General features: G+C 62.4%; 15 protein-coding genes. 3 read left to right on the top strand and 12 right to left on the bottom strand.

The window, feature by feature from the left end:
* Positions 1–10: 10 nt before the first annotated feature.
* The 12 genes from dnaE to JQ629_RS19200 all read right to left on the bottom strand — a co-directional run bounded on the left by dnaE (position 11) and on the right by JQ629_RS19200 (position 17575).
* Positions 11–3517, bottom strand: a complete 3507-nt coding sequence (gene dnaE / locus JQ629_RS19255; RefSeq protein WP_212413992.1) for a DNA polymerase III subunit alpha — start codon at positions 3515–3517, stop codon at positions 11–13.
* 823 nt (positions 3518–4340) lie between these two features.
* Positions 4341–4595 carry a hypothetical protein gene (locus JQ629_RS19250; RefSeq protein ID WP_212413991.1) on the bottom strand — a complete coding sequence of 85 codons (255 nt, stop codon included), beginning with the start codon at positions 4593–4595 and terminating at the stop codon, positions 4341–4343.
* A 663-nt stretch (positions 4596–5258) separates the two neighbouring features.
* On the bottom strand, positions 5259–6005 hold the full coding sequence (locus tag JQ629_RS19245; protein ID WP_212413990.1) for an outer membrane protein: 747 nt from the start codon (positions 6003–6005) through the stop codon (positions 5259–5261).
* Between the two features lie 450 nt (positions 6006–6455).
* Positions 6456–7169 (bottom strand): ABC transporter ATP-binding protein, encoded by a 714-nt coding sequence (locus JQ629_RS19240; protein ID WP_409363298.1) that lies wholly within the window; start codon positions 7167–7169, stop codon positions 6456–6458.
* Entirely contained in the window at positions 7162–8442 is a 1281-nt protein-coding gene (locus JQ629_RS19235) for a lipoprotein-releasing ABC transporter permease subunit (protein ID WP_212413989.1), read from the bottom strand. The genes JQ629_RS19240 and JQ629_RS19235 overlap by 8 nt, the downstream gene beginning before the upstream one ends.
* Positions 8442–9722, bottom strand: a complete 1281-nt coding sequence (locus tag JQ629_RS19230; RefSeq protein WP_212262410.1) for a lipoprotein-releasing ABC transporter permease subunit — start codon at positions 9720–9722, stop codon at positions 8442–8444. Before JQ629_RS19230 ends, JQ629_RS19235 begins: the two co-directional genes overlap by 1 nt.
* Positions 9723–9816: 94 nt before the next feature.
* A complete protein-coding gene (gene proS / locus JQ629_RS19225) occupies positions 9817–11139 on the bottom strand; it encodes a proline--tRNA ligase (RefSeq protein ID WP_212413988.1) in 1323 nt (440 codons plus the stop codon).
* A 916-nt stretch (positions 11140–12055) separates the two neighbouring features.
* Positions 12056–13621 carry a copper resistance CopC/CopD family protein gene (locus JQ629_RS19220; protein WP_212413987.1) on the bottom strand — a complete coding sequence of 522 codons (1566 nt, stop codon included), beginning with the start codon at positions 13619–13621 and terminating at the stop codon, positions 12056–12058.
* Between the two features lie 5 nt (positions 13622–13626).
* Positions 13627–14151 carry a YcnI family protein gene (locus tag JQ629_RS19215; protein WP_212413986.1) on the bottom strand — a complete coding sequence of 175 codons (525 nt, stop codon included), beginning with the start codon at positions 14149–14151 and terminating at the stop codon, positions 13627–13629.
* Positions 14152–14294: 143 nt separating this feature from the next.
* Positions 14295–14798, bottom strand: a complete 504-nt coding sequence (locus JQ629_RS19210; RefSeq protein ID WP_212413985.1) for a copper chaperone PCu(A)C — start codon at positions 14796–14798, stop codon at positions 14295–14297.
* 88 nt (positions 14799–14886) lie between these two features.
* Positions 14887–17106: a TonB-dependent receptor family protein gene (locus JQ629_RS19205; RefSeq protein ID WP_212413984.1), complete on the bottom strand. Its 2220-nt coding sequence runs from the start codon at positions 17104–17106 to the stop codon at positions 14887–14889.
* 94 nt (positions 17107–17200) lie between these two features.
* A complete protein-coding gene (locus JQ629_RS19200; RefSeq protein ID WP_212413983.1) occupies positions 17201–17575 on the bottom strand; it encodes a DUF2946 domain-containing protein in 375 nt (124 codons plus the stop codon).
* A 559-nt stretch (positions 17576–18134) separates the two neighbouring features.
* Between JQ629_RS19200 and JQ629_RS19195 the strand changes: the two genes are divergently transcribed.
* The 3 genes from JQ629_RS19195 to JQ629_RS19185 all read left to right on the top strand — a co-directional run bounded on the left by JQ629_RS19195 (position 18135) and on the right by JQ629_RS19185 (position 21225).
* The gene (locus tag JQ629_RS19195) at positions 18135–18539 is read left to right on the top strand and encodes a globin (RefSeq protein ID WP_212413982.1); all 405 of its coding nucleotides are present in this window, start codon (positions 18135–18137) and stop codon (positions 18537–18539) included.
* Between the two features lie 157 nt (positions 18540–18696).
* The gene (locus tag JQ629_RS19190) at positions 18697–19716 is read left to right on the top strand and encodes a sugar ABC transporter substrate-binding protein (protein WP_212262426.1); all 1020 of its coding nucleotides are present in this window, start codon (positions 18697–18699) and stop codon (positions 19714–19716) included.
* Positions 19717–19722: 6 nt separating this feature from the next.
* The gene (locus tag JQ629_RS19185; RefSeq protein WP_212413981.1) at positions 19723–21225 is read left to right on the top strand and encodes a sugar ABC transporter ATP-binding protein; all 1503 of its coding nucleotides are present in this window, start codon (positions 19723–19725) and stop codon (positions 21223–21225) included.

Here is a 21225-nt window from a genome sequence, read left to right as displayed (position 1 = left end):
CGCCCAGCACCTAAAGCGTCTGCACATCCACCACGCCCGACACCGCCTTGATCGCGCCGGCGATCTGCGGCGAGACCTTGAAGCGGCCGGGAAGCTTCATCTCGACCTCGGTTTCGAGGTCAAGCATGATCACCAGCGAGACGTCGCCGTCGGCGCCCCCCACCGGCGCGGGCGCCGGTTTCGCCGGCAGGCCCTTTGGCGCGCCGGGCACGACCGGCTCCGGCATGTTCAGCCGTCGTGCGATGGAATCCAGCGGCTTGGTGTCGCGAACGAAAATCCGCAAACCCTTTTGGGTTTTGGCCGCCGCGTCATCCAGCGGCTCGGCATGCAGCACCCTTGCCCGCACGTCCTCGCCCTGCAGTTCGGCGCCGAGTTGCAGCAGCACGGCAGCCCCCGGCTCCAGCACGTCACGATATTGCGCGAGGCCTTCGGAGAACAGCACCGCCTCGAAATGGCCGGTCGGGTCGGACAGGCCCATGATGCCCATCTTGTTGCCGGTCTTGGTCCGCCGCTCCATGCGCGAGACGACCGTGGCCGCGACCTTGCCGGCGGTCGCGCCGGTTTTGACCGCGCGCGAGAATTCCGCCCAGGACTGCACGCGCAGCCGCTTCAACACCATGGCATAGTCGTCGAGCGGATGGCCCGACAGGAAGAAGCCGATGGCGTCGTATTCGCGCCGCAGCCGATCGGCCGGCAACCACGGTTCGATCTGCGGCAGCATGATGGTCGGAGCATCCGCGGCGCCGCCGAACATGTCGTTCTGCCCGATCGTCGACGCCTCGTGGCTGCGCTGGCAGGCGGCCAGAATAGCCTCCGCGCCGCCAAATACCCGCGCGCGGTTTGAATCGATCGTGTCGAAAGCGCCGGCGGCCGCCAGGCTTTCGATGACGCGCTTGTTGATGGCGCGCGGATTAACGCGCGCGGCGAAATCGGCGAGCGAGGTGAACAGCCCTTTGTGCCGTTCCTCCACGATCAGTTCGACCGCCTGCGGGCCGACGCCCTTCAGCGCTGCCAGCGCATAATAGATGGTGTTTTCGCCAACCTCGAAGGTCGCACCCGAGCGGTTGATATTGGGCGCCTCGACCTTGATGCCGAGCCGCTGCGCCTCGGCGCGAAACTCCGACAGCTTGTCGGTGTTGTTGAGTTCGAGCGTCATCGACGCGGCCAGGAACTCGACCGGATAATGCGCCTTCATATAGGCGGTGTGATAGGACACCAGCGCGTAAGCCGCGGCGTGGCTCTTGTTGAAGCCGTAGTCGGCGAACTTTGCCAAGAGTTCGAAGATCGTATCGGCCTGCCCCTTCGGCACGCCGTTCTTGACCGCCCCGGCGACGAAGATCGCGCGCTGCTTCTCCATCTCGGCGCGGATCTTCTTGCCCATCGCGCGGCGCAGCAGGTCGGCGTCGCCGAGCGAATAGCCCGCCATCACCTGGGCGATTTGCATCACCTGTTCCTGGTAGATGATGACGCCGAAGGTTTCCTTCAGGATCGGCTCCAGGATCGGATGCAGATATTCCGGCTCCTCGTCACCGTGCTTGCGCGCGCAATAGGTCGGAATGTTAGCCATCGGGCCAGGCCGATAGAGCGCCACCAGCGCGATGATGTCCTCAAAGCGGTCGGGCCGCATGTCGACCAGCGCGCGCCGCATGCCCTGGCTTTCCACCTGGAACACGCCGACCACATCGCCCCGGGCCAGCATCTGATAGCTTTGCGGGTCTTCGATCGGCAGCGTTGCCAGATCGACATGGATATTGCGCTGCCTGAGCAGTTTGACTGCGACGTCGAGCACGGTCAGCGTCTTCAGGCCGAGAAAGTCGAACTTCACGAGGCCGGCCGGCTCGACCCATTTCATGTTGAACTGGGTCACCGGCATGTCGGATTTGGGATCGCGATAGAGCGGCACCAGTTCGCTCAAGGGGCGATCGCCGATCACGATGCCGGCGGCGTGCGTCGAAGCGTGCCGGGTCAGTCCTTCCAGGCGCTGCGCGATATCGAAGGCGCGCGCCACAACGGGGTCTTCGTCGCGGAACGCCTGCAGTTTTGGTTCACTCTCGATCGCCGCGGCCAGCGTTACCGGGGCTGCGGGATTCTGCGGCACCAATTTGGTCAGTTTGTCGACCTGCCCGTAAGGCATCTGCAGCACGCGGCCGACGTCGCGCAGCACGCCCCTCGCCTGCAGCGTTCCGAAGGTGATGATCTGCGCCACCTGATCGCGGCCGTAACGCTGCTGCACGTAGTCGATGACCTCGCCGCGGCGATCCTGACAGAAGTCGATGTCGAAGTCCGGCATCGAGACGCGTTCCGGATTGAGGAAGCGCTCGAACAGCAGGCCAAACCGAAGCGGATCGAGGTCGGTGATGGTCAGCGCATAGGCCACCAGCGATCCCGCGCCCGAGCCGCGGCCCGGCCCGACCGGAATGTCGTTGTCCTTGGCCCATTTGATGAAGTCGGAAACGATGAGGAAGTAGCCCGCATAGTTCATGCGGTTGATGACGTCGATCTCGAACGCCAGCCGCTTCTGGTAATCCTCCTCCGAGGTTCCCTGCGACAGGCCATGCACCGAAAGGCGCCTGGCAAGCCCCTCCTCGGCCTGACGCTTCAGTTCGGCAGCCTCTTCGCCTGCCGCATCGGATCCCGATCCCGCGCCGACCGTGAAGCGCGGCAGGATCGGCTTGCGCGTCATCGGCCGGAACGAACAGCGTTCGGCGATCTCGACGGTGGAAGCCAGCGCTTCCGGAATGTCGGCGAACAGGACCGCCATTTCGGCGCGGGTCTTGAAGCGGTGATCCGGCGTCAGCTGTTCGCGGTCAGTCTCGGCGATCAGGCGGCCGCCGGCGATGCAAAGCAGCGCGTCGTGGGCTTCGTAATCGTCAGTGCTTGCGAAATACGGCTCGTTGGTCGCGACCAGCGGCAGGCCCTTGGCATAGGCAAGATCGATCAGGCCCGATTCGACACGGCGCTCCTTGTCGATGCCGTGGCGCTGCAATTCGACATAGAGGCGGTCGCCGAACAGGCTGGTCAGCCGGTCGCAGCGCGTCGCCGCGAGCGCTGAATGATCGCCGTGCAGCGCCAGCGAGATCGGCCCCTCGGGGCCGCCGGTCAACGCGATCAGGTCCTCCGAGTAGCCTTCAAGCCATTCGAGCTTGATATGCGGGGATTGGTGAACCGGTGTCTCCTGGAACGCCCGCGAGTTCAGGTGCATCAGGCTGCGATAGCCGCGCTCGCGCGCCGCCAGCAGCACGATTCGCGCAGGCGCGGTGGCAAGCGCATTGCGCGCGTTGGGATCCTGGTCGCCGAAATCGATCGCGAGTTCCAACCCGACGATCGGCTGGATGCCATAGCCCGCCATCTTGTCGGAGAATTCCAGCGCCCCGAACATGTTGTCGGTATCGGTCAGCGCCAGCGCTGGCTGGCGGTCGGCTTTGGCAAGCTCGCCGAGCTTGGCGATCTTGATCGAACCCTTCAGCAGCGAATAGGCCGAATGAACGTGGAGATGAACGAATCCGGCGTTGGACATGTCGCTTTGAGGGCTCTTGCATCGTGGATGGGAGCGATCGTCAGCTCTCCGAGAAACTCCCCGGGCGCCGACTCGCCAATTCCAATGGTGATGCGTTGGGCTAGCGGAGTCCACGCGGAACGCTCAGCTTGCGCCCGCCATCCGGCTTTTCCCCAAGGGGCTGTCGAAGCCTGCTTTGCGGGTACAACGGCCCCGATCCCGCCCCCACCTCAGAGCTGGGGAATGAGCTGCGCCCATACCGCGATCATCCCGACAAACAGCGTAATCGACGCCAGAGCGGCGGCTTCTTCCACAAACATCCTCAACATCGCAGGCACTCCCGATCCAAGAACATATGAGGAACATTGTTCCTTTTTTGTTCTAGGAGTCAAGCGCGCCCGGCGGGTCAGTTTGAAGAATGACCCCTGTGGTTAATTCTTGGGGGCCCGTCCCCCGTCCGTGATCGCTTGGCGAGCTGATTGGGGTCGATTGGGGTCGCTAGGTCGTTTCGGGTGGCTTGCCGTTCCCGCCTTCTGTCCGAGGCCGTTCAATAAGCTCGTATGTGGGAACGTGGCCGCTATTCCACCACGACTCCAGCGCAGCCCCGCAGACCGTGCAGACCGCGTCACCTGTTTGCGGTACCAAGAACTTCTCTTCAGTACGTCTGTACTCGGCGCCGCAATTGCATTGGACAATTGTCGCCATCCCCGGAATATGCGCCTGGAACCGCCCTTTTTCCAGCCCGGAACTCTGCCGCAATCAAACTGACCCACTCCGGGCCGCCTCCCCGTCGCGGGGTCTATCATCGACTTGGCGTTGGTTGGGGTCGCGGGGCGCTCGGGGATCAGATGAGCGCTCTCATCAGCTTTTCGATGTAGTCATTCACGGCATCTGCAAAGTCGCACTGAGAGCCGGGCCCGGCTGCGTCTCCGTGAGCTTTCACCACCGACCGAACGCTTTCCAAGGCGTCCCTTTGCTGAGGTGCGGGCGTCACGGCGACCATCTCGTTGATGGCATTTTCTGCCAGAGGAATGGCGCCCGTCCTGGCCTCCGCAATCAGCGGGCTCAGCACCGAGGTACATTTGTGTACGTTTTCCATGCCCCAAATATGCGCCCGGTCCGGTCTGTTTTCCAGCCCTCCGGGAAGCTGTCATTGGCACGACATCCCCGCTTCCATCGGCCCCCAGAAGCCACATTCCGTGGTGGGGTGATGGGGACCCCGCGCGTGAAGGCGGCCGTTGAAAACCAAGAGGGCTGCGGCGGCGAGTAGGACGGCTGAAACGACGATGGGGAATCTTATTTTCATGCCCCGTATATGCCTTCGCAAGCCGACCAATTCCAGCCCGCGCGGCTACGCCGTTTTTCGTCCAAAGACCGGCTGCGTCCGCCTGATCGGCTTCCAGCCGAAATAATCATGGGTACCGGACCAGGCGTGGACTTCGGTCTGGCAAACCATGCATTCGAATTTGCCCGCATGCTTGTGCTGATGCTGCTCCCTCGTCGCGGAGTAATCCATCCCGCAACCGGGGCAGGTAAATTCTTCTGTGGTCCAGATGCTGCTTGCCATTGCGCAACTATGCGCCGGCGGCGAGGCGATTCAAGTCCGCGAAGTTCCTGTAGTTAAGGGCGCGATAAATGGACTCGCGCTCTCGCGTTAACAAAAACTTCCGCAATGTCGAACCGGTGGGCCCAACAAAAAAGCCCCGGGCGACGCCCGGGGCTTCGATGGTCTCGCTAGCGAGTAGCGAAATCAGTACTGAGATCAATACTTCGCGATGATCGGGCCGCCGAACTTGTAGTTCAGGCGAGCGGTCACGAGATCGACGTCCTGGCTGATGCGATCGGTGCCGAAGAACACGCCAGCCGGCGTGGTGAAGGTGTAGGTCCGATCCTGCAGGAAGATGTGATTGTATTCGACGCCAATCGACCAGTTCGGGGCGAAGCCGTATTCGAGGCCAGCACCGACCGTGCCACCCCAGCGGGTGTCGTCGCTGGTGGACGCAGCGAGCGCGCCAGCAACGGTGTTGATGTGGTTACGATTCGAGGTCACAGCAGCACCGCCCTTGACGTAGAGCAGGACGTTGTTGACGGCATAGCCGACCTGACCGGTGAACAGGCCGAACGCGTCGATCTTCGAGTGGTTGACGAAGCCGGGGAACAGCAGGCTGGTGTTCGAGCCCTTGAAGTCAGCCCAGTTGCCCTGCGCTTCCAAGCCGAACACCCAGGTGCCGGCCTGCCAGCGATAGCCGACCTGACCACCGACCGTGGCGCCCGATGCGTCATGCGAACCCTCGGGGCCAAACGCAACGTTGGGAGCGACCGCGTCCCAATCATTGCGGCTCCAACCGCCGCCACCGTTGACGCCGATGTAGAAACCACTCCAGTCATACACAGCGGCGATCATCGGCGGCGCCTTGGTGTAAGGACGCGCAGCGAGATCCGCAGCCACTGCCGGCGCAGCCGCGCCGAGCGCGATCAGACTGGCCGTTACAAGCAAAACCTTCTTCATCTTTTTTAATTCCCGTTCCAGTTGGTACAGCCCCCAAGGCCGTGGCAGCGTCATATCATTGTTCGTTTGAATTACTGTCACTTGGCTGCAACAGCGCACGCGAAACGACTTCAGTGAAGATGTAAGTTAATATTGTGTAACAGGCACTTTTCGAAACATTGCGTGCACGTTCGCCGCAGAAAAATCACAATGGAACCGCGCAGCGGTATCGCCGTGTGAGATTGTGTTGAAGAGATGGCGCGCGTGCGCGGCTAAAGATGTTCAACGATCCGTGATCGAACCGACGAGCGCGCTCCGAACTCAACGAGATTCGAATGCGTGGAGCGAATCCAATTCTAGAGCCCCGTTCCGATGCAATCGGAACAGGGCTCTGGATTCTTGTTTTGACGCGTTTTCTTCACGCGAATCGGTGTCCACTTCGCTGGAAAACGCTCTCGTGTGAAGCTGTGGTCATTCCAGTTCGACGACCTGGCCGTCCACCAGCGACACCCGCCGGTCCATGCGGCCGGCCAATTCCATGTTGTGGGTTGCGATCAGCATCGCGACCCGCGTCGCCTTCACAAGCTGCATCAGGGCGTTGAACACGTGATCGGCGGTGTGCGGATCGAGGTTGCCGGTCGGCTCGTCCGCCAGCAGCACCCGCGGCGCATTGGCGACCGCGCGTGCGATCGCGACGCGCTGCTGCTCGCCACCGGACAGTTCGGCCGGGCGGTGGGTGATGCGTTCGCCAAGACCGAGATAGGCCAGGATCTCTGTTGCACGCTTGATCGTCTCGTTGCGCTTGAGACCGCGGATCATCTGCGGCAGCATGACGTTTTCGAGCGCGGTGAATTCCGGCAGCAGCCGGTGCTGCTGGTAGACGAAGCCGATGTCGGAACGCCTGATGTGGGTGCGGTCGATGTCTGACAATTGCGAGGTCGGCGCTCCCCCGACATAGACCTCGCCGTCATCGGGGCTTTCGAGCAGGCCCGCGATATGCAGCAGCGTCGACTTGCCCGAGCCCGACGGCGCCACCAGCGCCACCGACTGCCCGGCCCACAGCGCGAGCTTGGCGCCGTTGAGAATGGTCAGCGTCGCCTCACCCTGCGTGTACTGGCGTTTTATCTCGTGGAGATAAACCACCGGTACATCTTCCGCGCCCTCGGCCATTTTGCCCTCACTCATACCGGAGCGCGTCCACGGGATCGAGGCGCGCGGCGCGCCAGGACGGATAGAGCGTGGCCAGGAACGACAGTGTCAGCGCCATGATCACGACGGCAGAGGTCTCGCGGAAGGCGATCTCGGCCGGAAGCTTCGAGAGGAAATAGATCTCTCGCGGAAATATGTCGGTGTTGGTGAGCCACGACAGGAATATCTGGATCGATTCGATGTTGAGACAAATCAGCATGCCGACGAAAAACCCGGTCAGCGTGCCGACCACGCCGATCGCGGCCCCCGTGATCAGGAATATCCGCATGATCGAGCCCCGCGAGGCGCCCATGGTGCGCAGGATCGCAATGTCCTGGCCCTTGTCCTTGACCAGCATGATCAGGCCGGAGACGATGTTGAGCGCCGCGACCAGCACGATCATGGTCAGGATCAGGAACGTCACGTTGCGTTGGACCAGCAGCGCATTGAAGAAGGTCGAGTTGCGCTGCCGCCAGTCGACCAGGAACACCGGCCGCCCGGCCGCATCCGTCACCAGCCTGCGGAAAGTGTCGATATTGTCCGGATTGCTGGTGAACACCTCGATCGCGGAGACGTCGTCCTTGCGGTTGAAATAGGCCTGCGACTCCGGCAGCGGCATGAACACGAAGCCTGAGTCATATTCCGACATCCCGATCTCGAACACGGCGGCGACCTTGTAAGGCTTGATGCGCGGCGTGGTGCCCATCGCGGTCACAGCCCCCTTCGGGGCAACCAAGGTGATGCTGTCGCCGGCACGCAATGACAGCGTATCGGCGAGCCTGCGACCGATCGCGACGCCCTGCCCCTCGTCGAAGCCTTCCAAGGTGCCCTGCTTGATGTTCCCCGAGATCGAGGTGAGGTTATTCAGGTCGGCGGCGCGCATGCCGCGTACCACCACGCCCGAGGCGTTGAAGGCCGACGACGCCAGCGCCTGACCGTCAACCACCGGCGCGGCCAGCCGGATACCCTGAATCTGGCTGATCCGCTCGGCGACATCCTTCCAGTCGGTCAGCGGCGATTCCAGAGGTTGAACCAGCAGATGCCCGTTGAGGCCGAGGATCTTGTCCAGCAGTTCCTTGCGAAAGCCGTTCAACACGGCCATCACGACGATCAGCGTCGCAACGCCGAGCATGATGCCGAGGAACGAAAAACCGGCGATGACGGAAATGAAGCCTTCCTTGCGACGCGCCCGCAGGTAACGCCCGGACAACAGCCATTCGAACTGTGAGAACGGCGGGGTACGAACTGTCTCCTTCATGGTCTCACCCATCACTCGTACCGGAGTGCGTCGACGGGATCGAGGCGCGCGGCGCGCCAGGACGGATAGAGCGTGGCCAGGAACGACAGCGTCAGCGCCATGATCACCACCGCGGTGGTCTCGCCGAAATCGATCTCGGCGGGCAGCTTGGACAGGAAGTAGAGCTCCGGCGAGAACAGTTCGGTATTGGTCATCCACGACAGGAATTGCCGGATCGATTCGATGTTCAGGCAAACCAGCATGCCGACAAAAAAGCCGGTCAGCGTGCCGACCACGCCGATCGCAGCCCCCGTGATCAGGAATATCCGCATGATCGAGCCCTGCGAGGCACCCATGGTGCGCAGGATCGCAATGTCCTGGCCCTTGTCCTTTACCAGCATGATCAGGCCGGACACGATGTTCAGCGCTGCGACCAGCACGATCATGGTCAGGATCAGGAACATCACGTTGCGTTCGACCTGCAGCGCGTTGAAGAAGGTCGAGTTGCGCTGCCGCCAGTCGACCAGGAACACCGGCCGCCCGGCCGCTTCCGTCACCAGCTTGCGGAAAGCGTCGATCTTGTCCGGATTGGAGGTGAACACCTCGATCGCGGTGACGTCGTCCTTGCGGTTGAAATAGGCCTGCGACTCCGGCAGCGGCATGAACACGAAGCTCGAATCATATTCCGACATGCCGATCTCGAACACCGCGGCGACCTTGTAGGCCTTGATGCGCGGTGTGGTACCCATCGGGGTCACGGCCCCCTTCGGGGCAACCAAGGTGATGCTGTCGCCGGCATGCAATGACAGCGTATCGGCGAGCCGGCGACCGATCGCGACGCCCTGCCCCTCGTCGAAGCCTTCCAGGGTGCCCTGCTTGATGTTCTTGGCGACCGAGGTGAGGTTGTTCAGGTCCGCGGAACGTATACCCCGCACCAGCACGCCCGAGGCGTTGAAGTAGGAGGACGCCAGCGCCTGGCCGTCCACGACAGGCGCGGCCAGCCGGATGCCCTGAACCTGGTTGATACGCTCGGCGACATCCTTCCAGTCGGTCAGCGGCGATTCCAGCGGCTGAATTAAGAGATGTCCGTTGAGGCCGAGGATCTTGTCCAGCAGTTCCTTGCGAAAGCCGTTCATCACGGCCATCACGATAATCAGCGTCGCAACGCCGAGCATGATGCCGAGGAACGAAAAACCGGCGATGACGGAAATGAACCCTTCCTTGCGACGCGCCCGCAGGTAACGCCCCGACAACAGCCATTCGAACTGCGAAAACGGCGGGGTTCGGACTGTCTCGTTCATGGTCTCATCCATCTTTCGATAATCCCATGATTCGGGGCCAAATGTGGCCGGGAATGGCCAAGAATACCCGCCCCCCGTGGATAATCTTTATCCCGCTATCTTCCGCTTATCGTCCAACTATCTTGGCGACCGCTTCCGCCGGGCTGAGATTCTCGCGTGAGCCGTCGCCGCGCCGCTTGATCTCGAGCTTGCCCTCGGCGAGGCCCTTGGGGCCGACCAGAATCTGCCAGGGGATGCCGATCAGGTCGGCGGCGGCGAACTTCGCCCCTGCGCGCTGATCGGTGTCATCATAGAGGACATCGACGCCCTTGGCCTCGAGCTCGCGATACAGCGCCTCGCAGGCCGCATCGGTGTCGCTGGAGCCCTGCTTCAGGTTCAGGATCACGGCGGTGAACGGGGCCACCGCCTCGGGCCATTTGATGCCGGCATCGTCATGGCAGGCCTCGATGATGGCGCCGACCAGGCGCGACACGCCGACGCCGTAGGAGCCGCCATGGATCGGGACGTCGACACCGTCGGCGCCCGCGACCATCGCCTTCATGGCGTCGGAATATTTGGTGCCGAAGTAGAAGATCTGGCCGACCTCGATGCCCCTGGTGTGCACCTTGTTCTCGGCAGGCACTTCGCTGTCGAAGCGCGCGGCATCGTGGACGTCCTCGGTCGCGGCATAGACCGAGGTCCATTGCTTGATGATCGGGGTCAAATCGCCGTCATAATCGACGTCGTCGCCCGGGATCGGCAGGTTGAGCACGTCGCTGTCGCAATAGACGCCGGACTCGCCGGTCTCGGCCAGCACGATGAATTCGTGGCTGAGATCGCCGCCGATCGGGCCGGTCTCCGCGCGCATCGGGATCGCCTTCAACCCCATCCGCGCGAAGGTGCGCAGGTAAGCGACGAACATCCGGTTATAGGAGCGCCGCGCCGCCGCCTCGTCGATGTCGAACGAATAGGCATCCTTCATCAGGAATTCACGGCCACGCATCACGCCGAAACGCGGACGCTGCTCGTCGCGGAACTTCCACTGGATGTGGTAGAGATTGAGCGGCAGACTCTTGTAGGACTTGACGTAGGCGCGGAAGATCTCGGTGATCATTTCCTCGTTGGTCGGCCCGTACAGCAATTCGCGCTTGTGGCGGTCGCTGATGCGCAGCATTTCCGGGCCATAGGCGTCGTAGCGGCCGCTCTCGCGCCAGAGGTCGGCGAGCTGCAGCGTCGGCATCAGCAGTTCCAGGGCGCCTGCGCGGTCCTGCTCCTCGCGCACGATCTGCTCGATCTTCTTCAACACCCGAAAACCCAGCGGCAGCCAGGCGTAAATGCCCGCCGCTTCCTGCCGCATCATGCCGGCACGCAGCATCAGGCGATGCGAGACGATCTCCGCCTCTTTCGGATTCTCTTTCAGGATGGGCAGAAAAAACCGCGACAATCGCATGGGTCAACTCAGGGAATCAGGGGAACAAAAGGAAGAATGGCAGTGAAACCGGATCGGATACGAAAATACAAGGCCGGAACACCTTAAAAAGCCGCAAGACACGCGGATTTCCGGCCGTTTTGACCACCGATCTTGAGCCCATGATTGCGGCGCGATCAGGTCCGGGTTGGTCTTCGCAGGCCATGACGGGAACGGTGCGTCTCCGTTCTGTCGTCCCGGCGAAGGCCGGGACCCATACCGCGTGATCTCTCGGTGAAGCTCAGTAGGAAAGACCTTCCGCAAAACCACTCCCTGTGGTTATGGGTCCCGGCCTTCGCCGGGACGACACGCGGACATAGTTTCGCATTCTCGCGACGCGATGCGCCCGAGGTTTGTTGGAAACTTCTCGCCCTCAAAAATCCAGAGGGCGCAGGGAATGCCGGATGCGCGCTGCACCCGCGGTCTCGTGTGCGATTGTGCTAAGTAGGCTGCACACGAGCATACAGGGCAGCGGAGAGCATCCGACATTCCCTGCGCAATGGCTTTACGGCTTATAACGCGCTCTCCCCGGCGAGACGGCCTCTATTGCCACCGTCGCCCCTCGGAAGCGTTGGCTCCCGAAAGACTTGACGCCGTTACGGGCGCCAGGACCACACGCTTTTGCCGTACGCTTCCGCTACGACCGTCAATCGCAACGTCAACGTCCACCGCGACCCGCCCCTCGTCGTGACGACGGCCGACGCCCCTCTGAGTGGGACGGGATGGCTATGGATGTGCAGGTGATTTGGGGTGGAAAGAAAGCGAAATATTTTTGATTTTCGGAAATTTTTGGCTTGACATGATTTCCGTAAATCCGAACTGATTTGCCCGTCGGGTTGTTTTGTCGCATGCTGGCCGCGAGATTTCGCTTGCGCGCGAGGCGACGCAGCACACCCTGTCACCGCACGTCGAAGTCGCCTTCCAGCGTGACCTTCTCGAAATCGGTCACCAGCGCGTCGATCCGCATGTGCCAGCGCCCGGCGAGCGGCAACGGCACGCCGCGCACATGCCAGGACCCATCCGGTCCGCGCGTCGCCCCACGCTCGAATGGTTCGATGCCGCGCTCCGGCAGGCTCAGCGTCAGGGTCGCCTCCTTGGCCGATAGCGCAGCGAAGTCGCCGGTCATCAATTGCAGGACAAAATCATCCGAACCCACTTTGCCCGGCGAAATCGACACCTGAGCCATCGCAGCCTCGGTGTGGATATGGATCGCCAGCGGCGCCTGCGCGGCGGCCGCCAGCACGCGCGGCGGCGGCGTGAAACGCCAGCCCGCGACGACGGCGAGGATACAAGCCACCACGACGCATTCGATCAGGATCGAACCGATCAACGGCCGCGTATTCCCCGGATCAGCCGCCACGGCCGGCGTCAGGCGGTATCGGTTCAGCGCGGCGAGCCCAAGCAGGACCGTCACCAGTGTCAATTTGACCAGCAGGATAATGCCGTAGCGGGTGTCGATCAGCGCATGAAAGCTCTCGAGCTGGATGACCGCCAGACCCAATCCGCTCAACACCAGAAATCCGACGACCGGCACGGCCAGGCGCGAAAACCGTTGCAGCACCGGCACCACCGCGCCCGTCGATGTCAGCGCCAGCACCACAAGGGGCGCGAGTGCGCCGACCCAAAAGGCGATGGCAACGCCGTGGAGGAACATCGCAGGCGCCGTCAGCGATTTCGGTGACGCCGTTGCGGCGTGTCCGCTGGTTGCCAGCGACAGCCCGACGCCTGCCATCGCGAGAACAGTCAACGCCCAGGCGGTAATCCTGGTCGGGCCGCGCCACGCGAACCCGGCGATGACCATCGACGCGATCGCAATCAGCAGCGACGGTCCGAGGCTGGTTCCGAGCGCGCCAGTCCATGGCGCTGAGGTCGCCAGCCCCCCGAGCGGAAGATCGAGCAAGTCGAGACCCTGCAGGCCAAGCGAGGCGACAGCGCCCGCGACACCGACGGCAAGCGCGCCATTGATCACGCGCGCACCGCTGGAACCCTGCCCGATCCATACGGCAAAGAACGTGCCGCCGACGCCTGCGAACAAGCCGACATAAACCCCGATGCGGGCCAGCCAGATCAGGATCGCAAACGGGCCGCCATTCGACCTGGCGGTATTGGCCGTCGCAACGCCGATCGAAAACACCAGCGATCCCGCGACGGGATGCCCGTCCTGGGAAACCACGCGATAGCTGACGACCTGAGTCCCGCGCGGCAGATCATCAGGCAACACGATCACGACGGATTGGTCGACCGCGCGAACCGTGACGGCGCGCGTCTGGCCCGCGGCATCGATCAGGTTGACAACCGCGGGTGTGACGCTTTCGTTGAACTGCAATTGCAGGGTCTTTGGCGCCTCGGCCACGACGCTGCCATCGGCAGGTTCGGCAGCGACCAGCGACGCATGCGCAAACGCATCCGTTGCAAAACAGAGCGCCACCAGCAGTGCCGCGACGGCTGCGATGGCGCGTAGCATCGAATTTACGGCTTCGAAATCAGCTTGAGGCCCGGCGCCGGCGACGAGCCGTCATGACTATGCGACCCGGCCCCGGCCTTCGGAATATCGATCCAGCGGCTTACCCCCTTCTCGCATTCCTGCACCACCGGAAAATACAGCGTGGTGTTCGGCTTCAGGCCACCGGTGAGAAAGGTTGCCATGACGAATTCGTCGTAATTGTCGTCCGCGAGCTTGCCCCCGCTCCAGGACACTTCCTTGACGCCTTCGGAGAATTTGTTGCCATGATATTCGTATTCGGCGGCGTATTTTCCCTTTGTCGTCTCGAGAGTCCAGCCGGCCTTCGGCATCGGCTTGACGCTGATCACGCCTTCGGGGATTTGCACCCGGATTTTGACGGTGGCCGATCCCGCGCAACCATGCGGCACGGCAAATACCGCCTTGTAATAGCTGCCGACGGCCGCCTCGCGCTTCTCGAGCGTAACGTGCGCGTTGGCGGAAGACGCGGCGCAGAGTGCAGCGGCGGCGACTAGTAAACCTGGCTTCGACATTTTTGGCCTCAAATGTTCCTGCTGAATTGATCGAACTTCTCTCACGTCAATGGCGATGATGCGCCGCCCGTTCCTTGCCATGACTGGTGGACGCGGGGTCGCCCGCTGCACCGGCCGCAGCGGCGAACCGCACGCCATCGCCGTTACTTCTTCATGCCGGAATGACCCGAACGATCAGGCGCGGGCGCCTGCGCGCCGACGCCCTGCACGTCGAGCGACAGCGTCACCTTGCCCGCTTTTTCGAACTCGAGCGTTACCGGTACCTTGTCGCCTTGCTTGAGCGGGCCCTTGAGGTCCATCAACATCAGATGATAGCCGCCGGGCGCGAGCTTTACGGTCTTGCCGGGTTCGATGGCGAGACCCTTGTCGAGTTCCCGCATCGTCATCACGCCATTGTTGACAGCCATCTCGTGGACTTCGATCTTGCCGGAGATGTCGGCTGCGCCCTTGATCAGCCGATCGGGCGTCGAGCCTTTGTTCTCGATGGTGAGGTATCCGCCCGCGATCTTGGCACCGCCCGGCGTGGCGCGGCTCCAGGCTTGCGTGATGACGAGACTGCCGGCCTTGACCTCCTGGGCGTGCAAGGGGACCGTCTGCAAGCCCGCTACGAGGGCCAGGCACACGAGTTTGATTTGAATTGATTTCATAGCTTGTTCTTTCGATGTTTGAACGGCTTCGGCGTTCGGATTTCCACCACGCTGGTGAAGAGAAACCGGCGACACATACCGTACTCCCTCACCATCGGTACTTCATGCCGGCATAAACAGCCCTTCCGTTACCAGGTTCGAACAGGGGCGACGTGGCGGTTGCCTGATTGATAATGCTCGCACTCGAAATATAGGCCTTGTTGGCCAGATTGCGCCCCTCGATATAGGCCGAAACCGGACCGCCATTGTCGAAGCCCGCCTTCAACCCGACGAGCGCATAGGGCTCGGTCTTCAGCGTGTTCGCGTTGTCGACAAAATAGGACTGCGGCACCCATTCGATATTGGGCCCGAAATAGAAACCGGTCGGACTCTTGTACAACAACTCGGCACGGAGGTAGTGGCGCGGGGCTCCGGGCAGGATGTTGTTGCGATAGTTTGGATCGTTGTCGAAACGAAAATCGTTCAGCGTGTACGCAAGATTCAGCCAGATCTTGTCGGGCGCCGGGCCGTTGTTGAAGATGCCGCGGAAAATCGCGGCGCCCGCACCCGCTTCGATGCCCTGGTGAATGGTGCGATCGGCGTTGGTGACGTTACAGGTTCCGACGGCGTTGCCGAAGATACATTGCAGCTCGTCGCGGATATTGGCGCGATAGGCCGTGATCTCCCAGGCGTAGTCGGGCCGCTTCATCCGAGTTCCGATCTCGTAGGTGGTGGCGATCTGCGGTCGGATGCTGGTGAAGGGAATGACCGGCGTGCCCCCCGCTCCGGACGAACTTTCCCCAAAACTTGGCACCTCGGCGCTTCGGGAGATGTTGGCGTAGGCCTGCCAGGTCGGATCGATATTCCAGAGCAGACCGGCCTTCGGCGACCACAGCCTGAACTCGGTCGCCCCCGACTGATTGCCATCGCTGAGAAAGCGGTCCTGCCGGTTGCGGGTTGCGTACAGGAACTGCGTTCCGCCGATCGCGGCAACGTTCGGCAAGAAGTAAAAGCTGTCCTCGATGTAGAGGGAGGTGTTTTTGGACCGATCGATCGACGACGACAGCAGCGCGCCCTTCTGGCCGCCGATATTCGCGAACTGCTGGTTGTCGATACTGCCGTTCAGGACGTTGACGCCGGCGACAAGGCGGTTGCGGAAGCCGCCGATGTACCGGTCGTCGGTGACCTTCGCGAAGCCGCCATAGTCCTTGTAACTGTAATCCAGCCACTGAAAGATCGGGTGCATCAGGTGGCGGTCGACGCCGAACACTCCGAATTCGACCTTGGTGTCTTCAAACCGGATCGTCGTCTTGTTGGCGAGCCGCACAGTATCGATATTGCGCTGCTGGTCATTGATGACGTTTGCCGGAGCGGCGGCTTCAGGATCGCTCAAGGCGGAGGCCTTGGTGACGGTGCCGGGGATACGCTGGCGCACCTCATTGGCGTTGAAATAGAACCGTGTCTCGGCATCCGGCGAGAACTGATAGCCGACATTGCCGCTGACGCGCGTGCTGCTGCCGCTGCTGTGATTGCGAAAGCCGTCGGACGCCTGGGTCGAAGCGGTGACGAAACCGTCCCACGGCCCATTCGCGCCACCGGCATTGGCTTGGAGCCGCTTGAATCCGAATGCGCCAATATCAGCCGACACCCCGTTCGGAAACGGGTCGCGGCCGGTCGGCATCACGAAATTGATGGCGCCGCCGAGCGAGTTCGCGCCGAACTGCAGCGCGTTGCCGCCCTTGTAGACCTCGACATATTTGTAGGCGGTCGGATCGATTTCCTGGAAATCGCCATAGCCGTCCGCGGTGTTCATTGGAATGCCGTCCATATAGAGCTGCACGCCGCGCAGATGGAAGTTCCGTGACAGGCCGGAACCGCGGATCGAAAGCCGCGTGTCGTCACCCCATTTCGGCTGCGCAAAGACGCCGGGAACGTAATCCAGAATGTCCTTGATGGTGTTGGCGACCGTCGAATTCCTGTACGCTTCGGCCGGCACCAGCGCGACGCCGCCCGGCGTCTGGTTGATTTCCGCCAACGCCTGCTGTGCACTCAGTACCGCCAGGGCGCCGCGCCGCCCCTGCCCCTGATCGCTCGCGACCGGCGCAACCGGAGCCGGATTTCGAACGCGAGATGCCCGCGCCGTGCGCGCCGCGGCGCGTTGTGGGGGACGGGTCGTGGCCCGCTGCTGTGTGGGGGCGTCAACCGTGACGGGAGGCAGCACGCCGTGCGGGCTTGTCTGAGCGGCTGCTGGAATGGAAGCAAGTAGGACGGCGCCGGCAAGCAGGGGCTTGCACGGGCGCGCGCCCGAGGGGAAATGATAGCGAAACATTGATAATCCTGACACCGGCGCTGTGGCCGGCTTATTGAACTGCACCGATCAGCGCAGCCGAGGCACCGCACCGATCGTTCGGATGTTCGAAAGGTCAGGAAATAGAGGGTGGCGCGCGCGCTTGCGCGTGCGAGCCGGCGCGGGAACCGAACCGCTCCGTTGTGAATTCGACCCAGACCACGCGCGCGTGCCGGCGTTCGAAGACGACGGCGTCGGCGGTTTGCGGTACATCGACCGGCGCACCGGTCTGGAGCACGCTGCAGACCGAACAGCAACCATCGTGCGCGCGATGCCCGGTCTGGTCGCTCTGGCCGGTGGAGGCATCTGCATTGCCGTGACAGATCACGGCCGCGGCGATCGGATCGGAGGCCGCGATGCTGGCCGCCCAGCATGCGCCGATCGGTGCGAAAATCTGCACCAACAAGGCGATCAGGACTATGGGTAGGAAATTTTTCAGCCGCGCGCGCATTGCAAACCCATCCGGGTCAAGAACTAATCACCGCGAGAGTCCGAAGTCGAGATCGGGTTTCTGGTTTATCCGCGTGTGTTGCGCAAATAACCCGGCGTTTTGGATGCGTTCCAGCCGATTGAGGCGGCGATTCCGGCCCTCCGCGCCCGTGACCAGGTACGGGTACTGACCCTGGGGCACAAGGAATAGTGGTGCAATTCCAATCATTTCGCAGATTGCTGGAATTTTGAACAATCGTTGCTGAAAATGGTGACAAGTGGAAAAAGATAGTCTACATGTGCTGGCTCAGGCTGACCGAAAGGTTGAAGTCTGGTGGTCCAAGTCTCGGGAGGAGCCCTGACGCGCACAAGCAGCGTCGCCTCGTCAATCAAGATCAAACCCAAATTTTCGAGGTAAAAGGGTCGACACAATTTTTGAGCAGGGCTCCGTGCCCTGCTCTTTTTTTGAGTCTTTTGTTTTGACGCGTTTTCTTTACGCGAACCGCAGCCCACTTCGGTTGAAAACGCTCTAGGATCGTTTCTCCAAATCGTTCCAAGAATCTCCGAACCGCGTACGCCTCATGATCGCGTCCAATCCGATCGAGCGAAGCTTTGAGATCGCAGCCACCCGCTGCGCGGATCTGACGCCGCTGGTCTATCACCGCCTGCACAGCGAACATCCCGAAACACAAACGATGTTCCGGACCGAGGGCAGCGAGCTGGTCAAGGGCTCGATGCTGGCGCTGACGATCGATGCGATCCTGGATTTCGCAGGTCCCCGCACCGGCCACTTCCGCATGATCGAGTGCGAGATTTCCTCGCATGACGCCTACGGTACGCCGCGCGACCTGTTCATCGCATTCTTCGGTGTGATCGCCGGGACCCTGCGCGAAATCCTCGATCAAGACTGGTCGCCTGAGATCGATGCTGCATGGCGGAAATTGCTCGATGAGATCGAGCAGCTGGTCTTGCAGCGCACAAGTTAAAACGGCTTCCGCTCACCTTGCTCGATCGAATCCGCAACCCACAGCGATGACGTGATCAGCGAACGGGTGGCGCGTGCGCGACGAGTGTGAGACACTGCGGGCATCCGCGGTGCGTGCAACGCCCTCGGTCATAAAAATGAAAGCGAGGGAGCAAGCAATGTCAGGGACGGACAAATCCTCTACGACCAGGCGTGATCTTCTTCAGTCGGCGGCGTTCGCCGGCGCAGCGACTGCGCTGTTCGGCGGTTTGGGCGTGAGCCCGGCGCTCGCGCAGGCCGCACGTTCCGAAAAACCGCTGAAGGCCGCGTTCTCCAACGCCGGCCTGCAGGCCACCTGGTGCGCGCAGGGCAAGCAGGCCGCGGAATGGTGGGGCAAGCTGTTCAACGTCGAGGTCACTTGGTTCGACGGCCAGCTCGACGCCGTCAAGCAGCGCGCCGCGATCGACAACATGGCGTCGCAAAAATGGGATTTCGTCGCCATCCAGGCGTTCGGCATCGGCACCCTGACCCAGCCGGTGCAGAAGATGATCAGCGCCGGCACCCCGGTCATCGACATGGACACGCTGATCGCACCGCTCGACCAGATCAACGTCCACTCCTTCCTCGCCCCCGACAATGAATTCATGGGCGCTTCGGTGACGCAGGCGCTCTGCAATGCCATGGGCGGCAAGGGCAAGATCATCATGACCCAAGGCGCCCTCGGCCACACCGGCGCGCAAGGCCGCGCCAAGGGATTCAATACGGTCGTCAAGCAATTCCCGAACATCGAGGTGCTCGATACCCAGCCCGCCGATTGGGACGTCACGAAGGCCGCGCGTCTGTGGGAGACCTATCTGACAAAATACCCGCAGATCGACGCCGCCTTCTTCCACAATGACGACATGGCGCTCGCCGCCTACAACATCATGAAGGCGCGCAACCGCACCAACATCCTGATCGGCGGCGTCGATGCCATGCCGCCGGCGATCCAGGCCGTCAGCGAAGGCCGGATGTTCGCCACCGTCCGCAATCCTTCGTGCCGTATCCATGGCGGCGCCATCGTCGCGGGCGTCGCCGCGGTGACCGGGGGCGAAAAGAGCGGTCAGGGCATTCCGAAGCACGTGATAACGGACGGCCCGGTCGTGACCAAGGCCAACGCCGCGGGCATGCAGTGGATGGAGAATCATTTCCTGATCTGAAGTCTGATGACGCCGCAACGCTCACCCATCCTCGAACTGCAAGGCATCACCAAAGCCTTCGGCGGCGTCGAGGCGCTTCGGGGTGTTGATTTTGCGCTGTTCGCCGGCGAGATCCACGGTCTCGTCGGCGAAAACGGCGCGGGAAAAAGCACGCTGATGAAGATCATCGCCGGCGTGCATGCGGAATTCTCCGGCCGTTTTGCACTTGATGGGAAGGACACCCGTTTCCGTTCGACCCGCGACGCGCATGCGGCCGGCATCGCCATGGTCCATCAGGAACTGAGCGTCGCCCCTGACCTGTCGGTGGCCGAAAACGTCTTTCTCGGCACCCAGCCGACCAACCGCTTCGGCCTCGTACAATGGCGGCGCATGGCGCGTGAGGCCGGCGAACAACTCGCCAAATTCGGCATCGACGTCGATCCAATGTCGCGGCTCGGCGACCTGCCGATCGGCATGCAGCAGCTGATCGAAATCGCCCGCGTCCTGTTCTCGGGCGCCCGCATCGTCATTCTCGACGAGCCGACCTCCGCCCTCTCGCCGCCTGAGGTCGAGCGCCTGTTCGCGACGCTGCGGCGGCTGCGCGACGAGGGTTGCGCCATCGTCTTCATCTCGCATTTCATCGAGGACATCCTGCGCGTCTCCGATACGGTGACGGTGTTCCGCAACGGGCGGAAAGTCGCCGAGACGGAGTCCGCTGCGACCAGCAAGGCCGCGTTGATCGAAGCCATGATCGGCAAGGGCAGCGAGGCGCTGGGCGAGACCTATGCACACGACATCATGCTGCCGCCGCCAACCGATCGTCCGGCGGTGCTGAAGGCGGACGAACTCACGCTCGCCCGCAGCCTGCAGGACGTTTCGTTCGAGGCGCGCGGCGGCGAAGTTTTGGGCATCTACGGCTTCATGGGCTGCGGGCAGCTCGAGCTGGCGCGAATCCTGTTCGGCAAGATCAAGCCCGACCGCGGCACGCTGATCGTGGGCGGCGAGCCCAAGACCTTCGCCAGCACCGCGGCGGCGCGGCGCGCCGGCGTCGCCTTTGTTCCCGAGAGCCGCCGCGCCATGCTGTTCCACCAGGAGCCGGTCTACAAGAACATCTCGATCAGCGTGCTGGGCCGGATCTCTGCCCTGTTGCTCAAGCCGGCACGCGAGCGCTCGATCGCTGCGCGCCAGGTCGAACAGTTGCAGATCAGGCCCGCGGCCGTCGAACTCGAACTCGGCATGCTGTCCGGCGGCAATCAGCAGAAGGTGGCGCTGGCGAAATGGCTGAGCTATCCGCCGCGCCTTTTGGTGCTGTGCGAGCCGACGCGCGGCATGGACGTCGGCGCCAAGAACGACGTCATCAACATCGTCAGGGATCTGCGGGCCAAGGGACTGGCCGTGATCGTGCTTTCGACCGAACCGGAGACGGTCCTGTCGCTGGCCGACCGCATTATCGTCCTCAAGCGCGGCGTAGTCGTGCGCGAATTCACTCATGAGATGGTCAGCAAGGACCGCCTGCTGCAAGCGGCTTGA

This window comes from Bradyrhizobium sp. AUGA SZCCT0222 (assembly GCF_018130205.1).
In the GTDB taxonomy this organism is placed as follows: domain Bacteria; phylum Pseudomonadota; class Alphaproteobacteria; order Rhizobiales; family Xanthobacteraceae; genus Bradyrhizobium.
Note: the sequence above shows the minus strand (reverse complement) of the source record. Positions and strands in the feature narration are given on the sequence as shown.

Excerpts from the sequence above, each read along its gene's own strand:
- dnaE (WP_212413992.1), bottom strand. The coding sequence starts at position 3,517 with ATGTCCAACGCCGGATTCGTTCATCTCCACGTTCATTCGGCCTATTCG.
- JQ629_RS19250 (WP_212413991.1), bottom strand. The coding sequence starts at position 4,595 with ATGGAAAACGTACACAAATGTACCTCGGTGCTGAGCCCGCTGATTGCG.
- JQ629_RS19245 (WP_212413990.1), bottom strand. The coding sequence starts at position 6,005 with ATGAAGAAGGTTTTGCTTGTAACGGCCAGTCTGATCGCGCTCGGCGCG.
- JQ629_RS19240 (WP_409363298.1), bottom strand. The coding sequence starts at position 7,169 with ATGAGTGAGGGCAAAATGGCCGAGGGCGCGGAAGATGTACCGGTGGTT.
- JQ629_RS19235 (WP_212413989.1), bottom strand. The coding sequence starts at position 8,442 with ATGGGTGAGACCATGAAGGAGACAGTTCGTACCCCGCCGTTCTCACAG.
- JQ629_RS19230 (WP_212262410.1), bottom strand. The coding sequence starts at position 9,722 with ATGGATGAGACCATGAACGAGACAGTCCGAACCCCGCCGTTTTCGCAG.
- proS (WP_212413988.1), bottom strand. The coding sequence starts at position 11,139 with ATGCGATTGTCGCGGTTTTTTCTGCCCATCCTGAAAGAGAATCCGAAA.
- JQ629_RS19220 (WP_212413987.1), bottom strand. The coding sequence starts at position 13,621 with ATGCTACGCGCCATCGCAGCCGTCGCGGCACTGCTGGTGGCGCTCTGT.
- JQ629_RS19215 (WP_212413986.1), bottom strand. The coding sequence starts at position 14,151 with ATGTCGAAGCCAGGTTTACTAGTCGCCGCCGCTGCACTCTGCGCCGCG.
- JQ629_RS19210 (WP_212413985.1), bottom strand. The coding sequence starts at position 14,798 with ATGAAATCAATTCAAATCAAACTCGTGTGCCTGGCCCTCGTAGCGGGC.
- JQ629_RS19205 (WP_212413984.1), bottom strand. The coding sequence starts at position 17,106 with ATGTTTCGCTATCATTTCCCCTCGGGCGCGCGCCCGTGCAAGCCCCTG.
- JQ629_RS19200 (WP_212413983.1), bottom strand. The coding sequence starts at position 17,575 with ATGCGCGCGCGGCTGAAAAATTTCCTACCCATAGTCCTGATCGCCTTG.
- JQ629_RS19195 (WP_212413982.1), top strand. The coding sequence starts at position 18,135 with ATGATCGCGTCCAATCCGATCGAGCGAAGCTTTGAGATCGCAGCCACC.
- JQ629_RS19190 (WP_212262426.1), top strand. The coding sequence starts at position 18,697 with ATGTCAGGGACGGACAAATCCTCTACGACCAGGCGTGATCTTCTTCAG.
- JQ629_RS19185 (WP_212413981.1), top strand. The coding sequence starts at position 19,723 with ATGACGCCGCAACGCTCACCCATCCTCGAACTGCAAGGCATCACCAAA.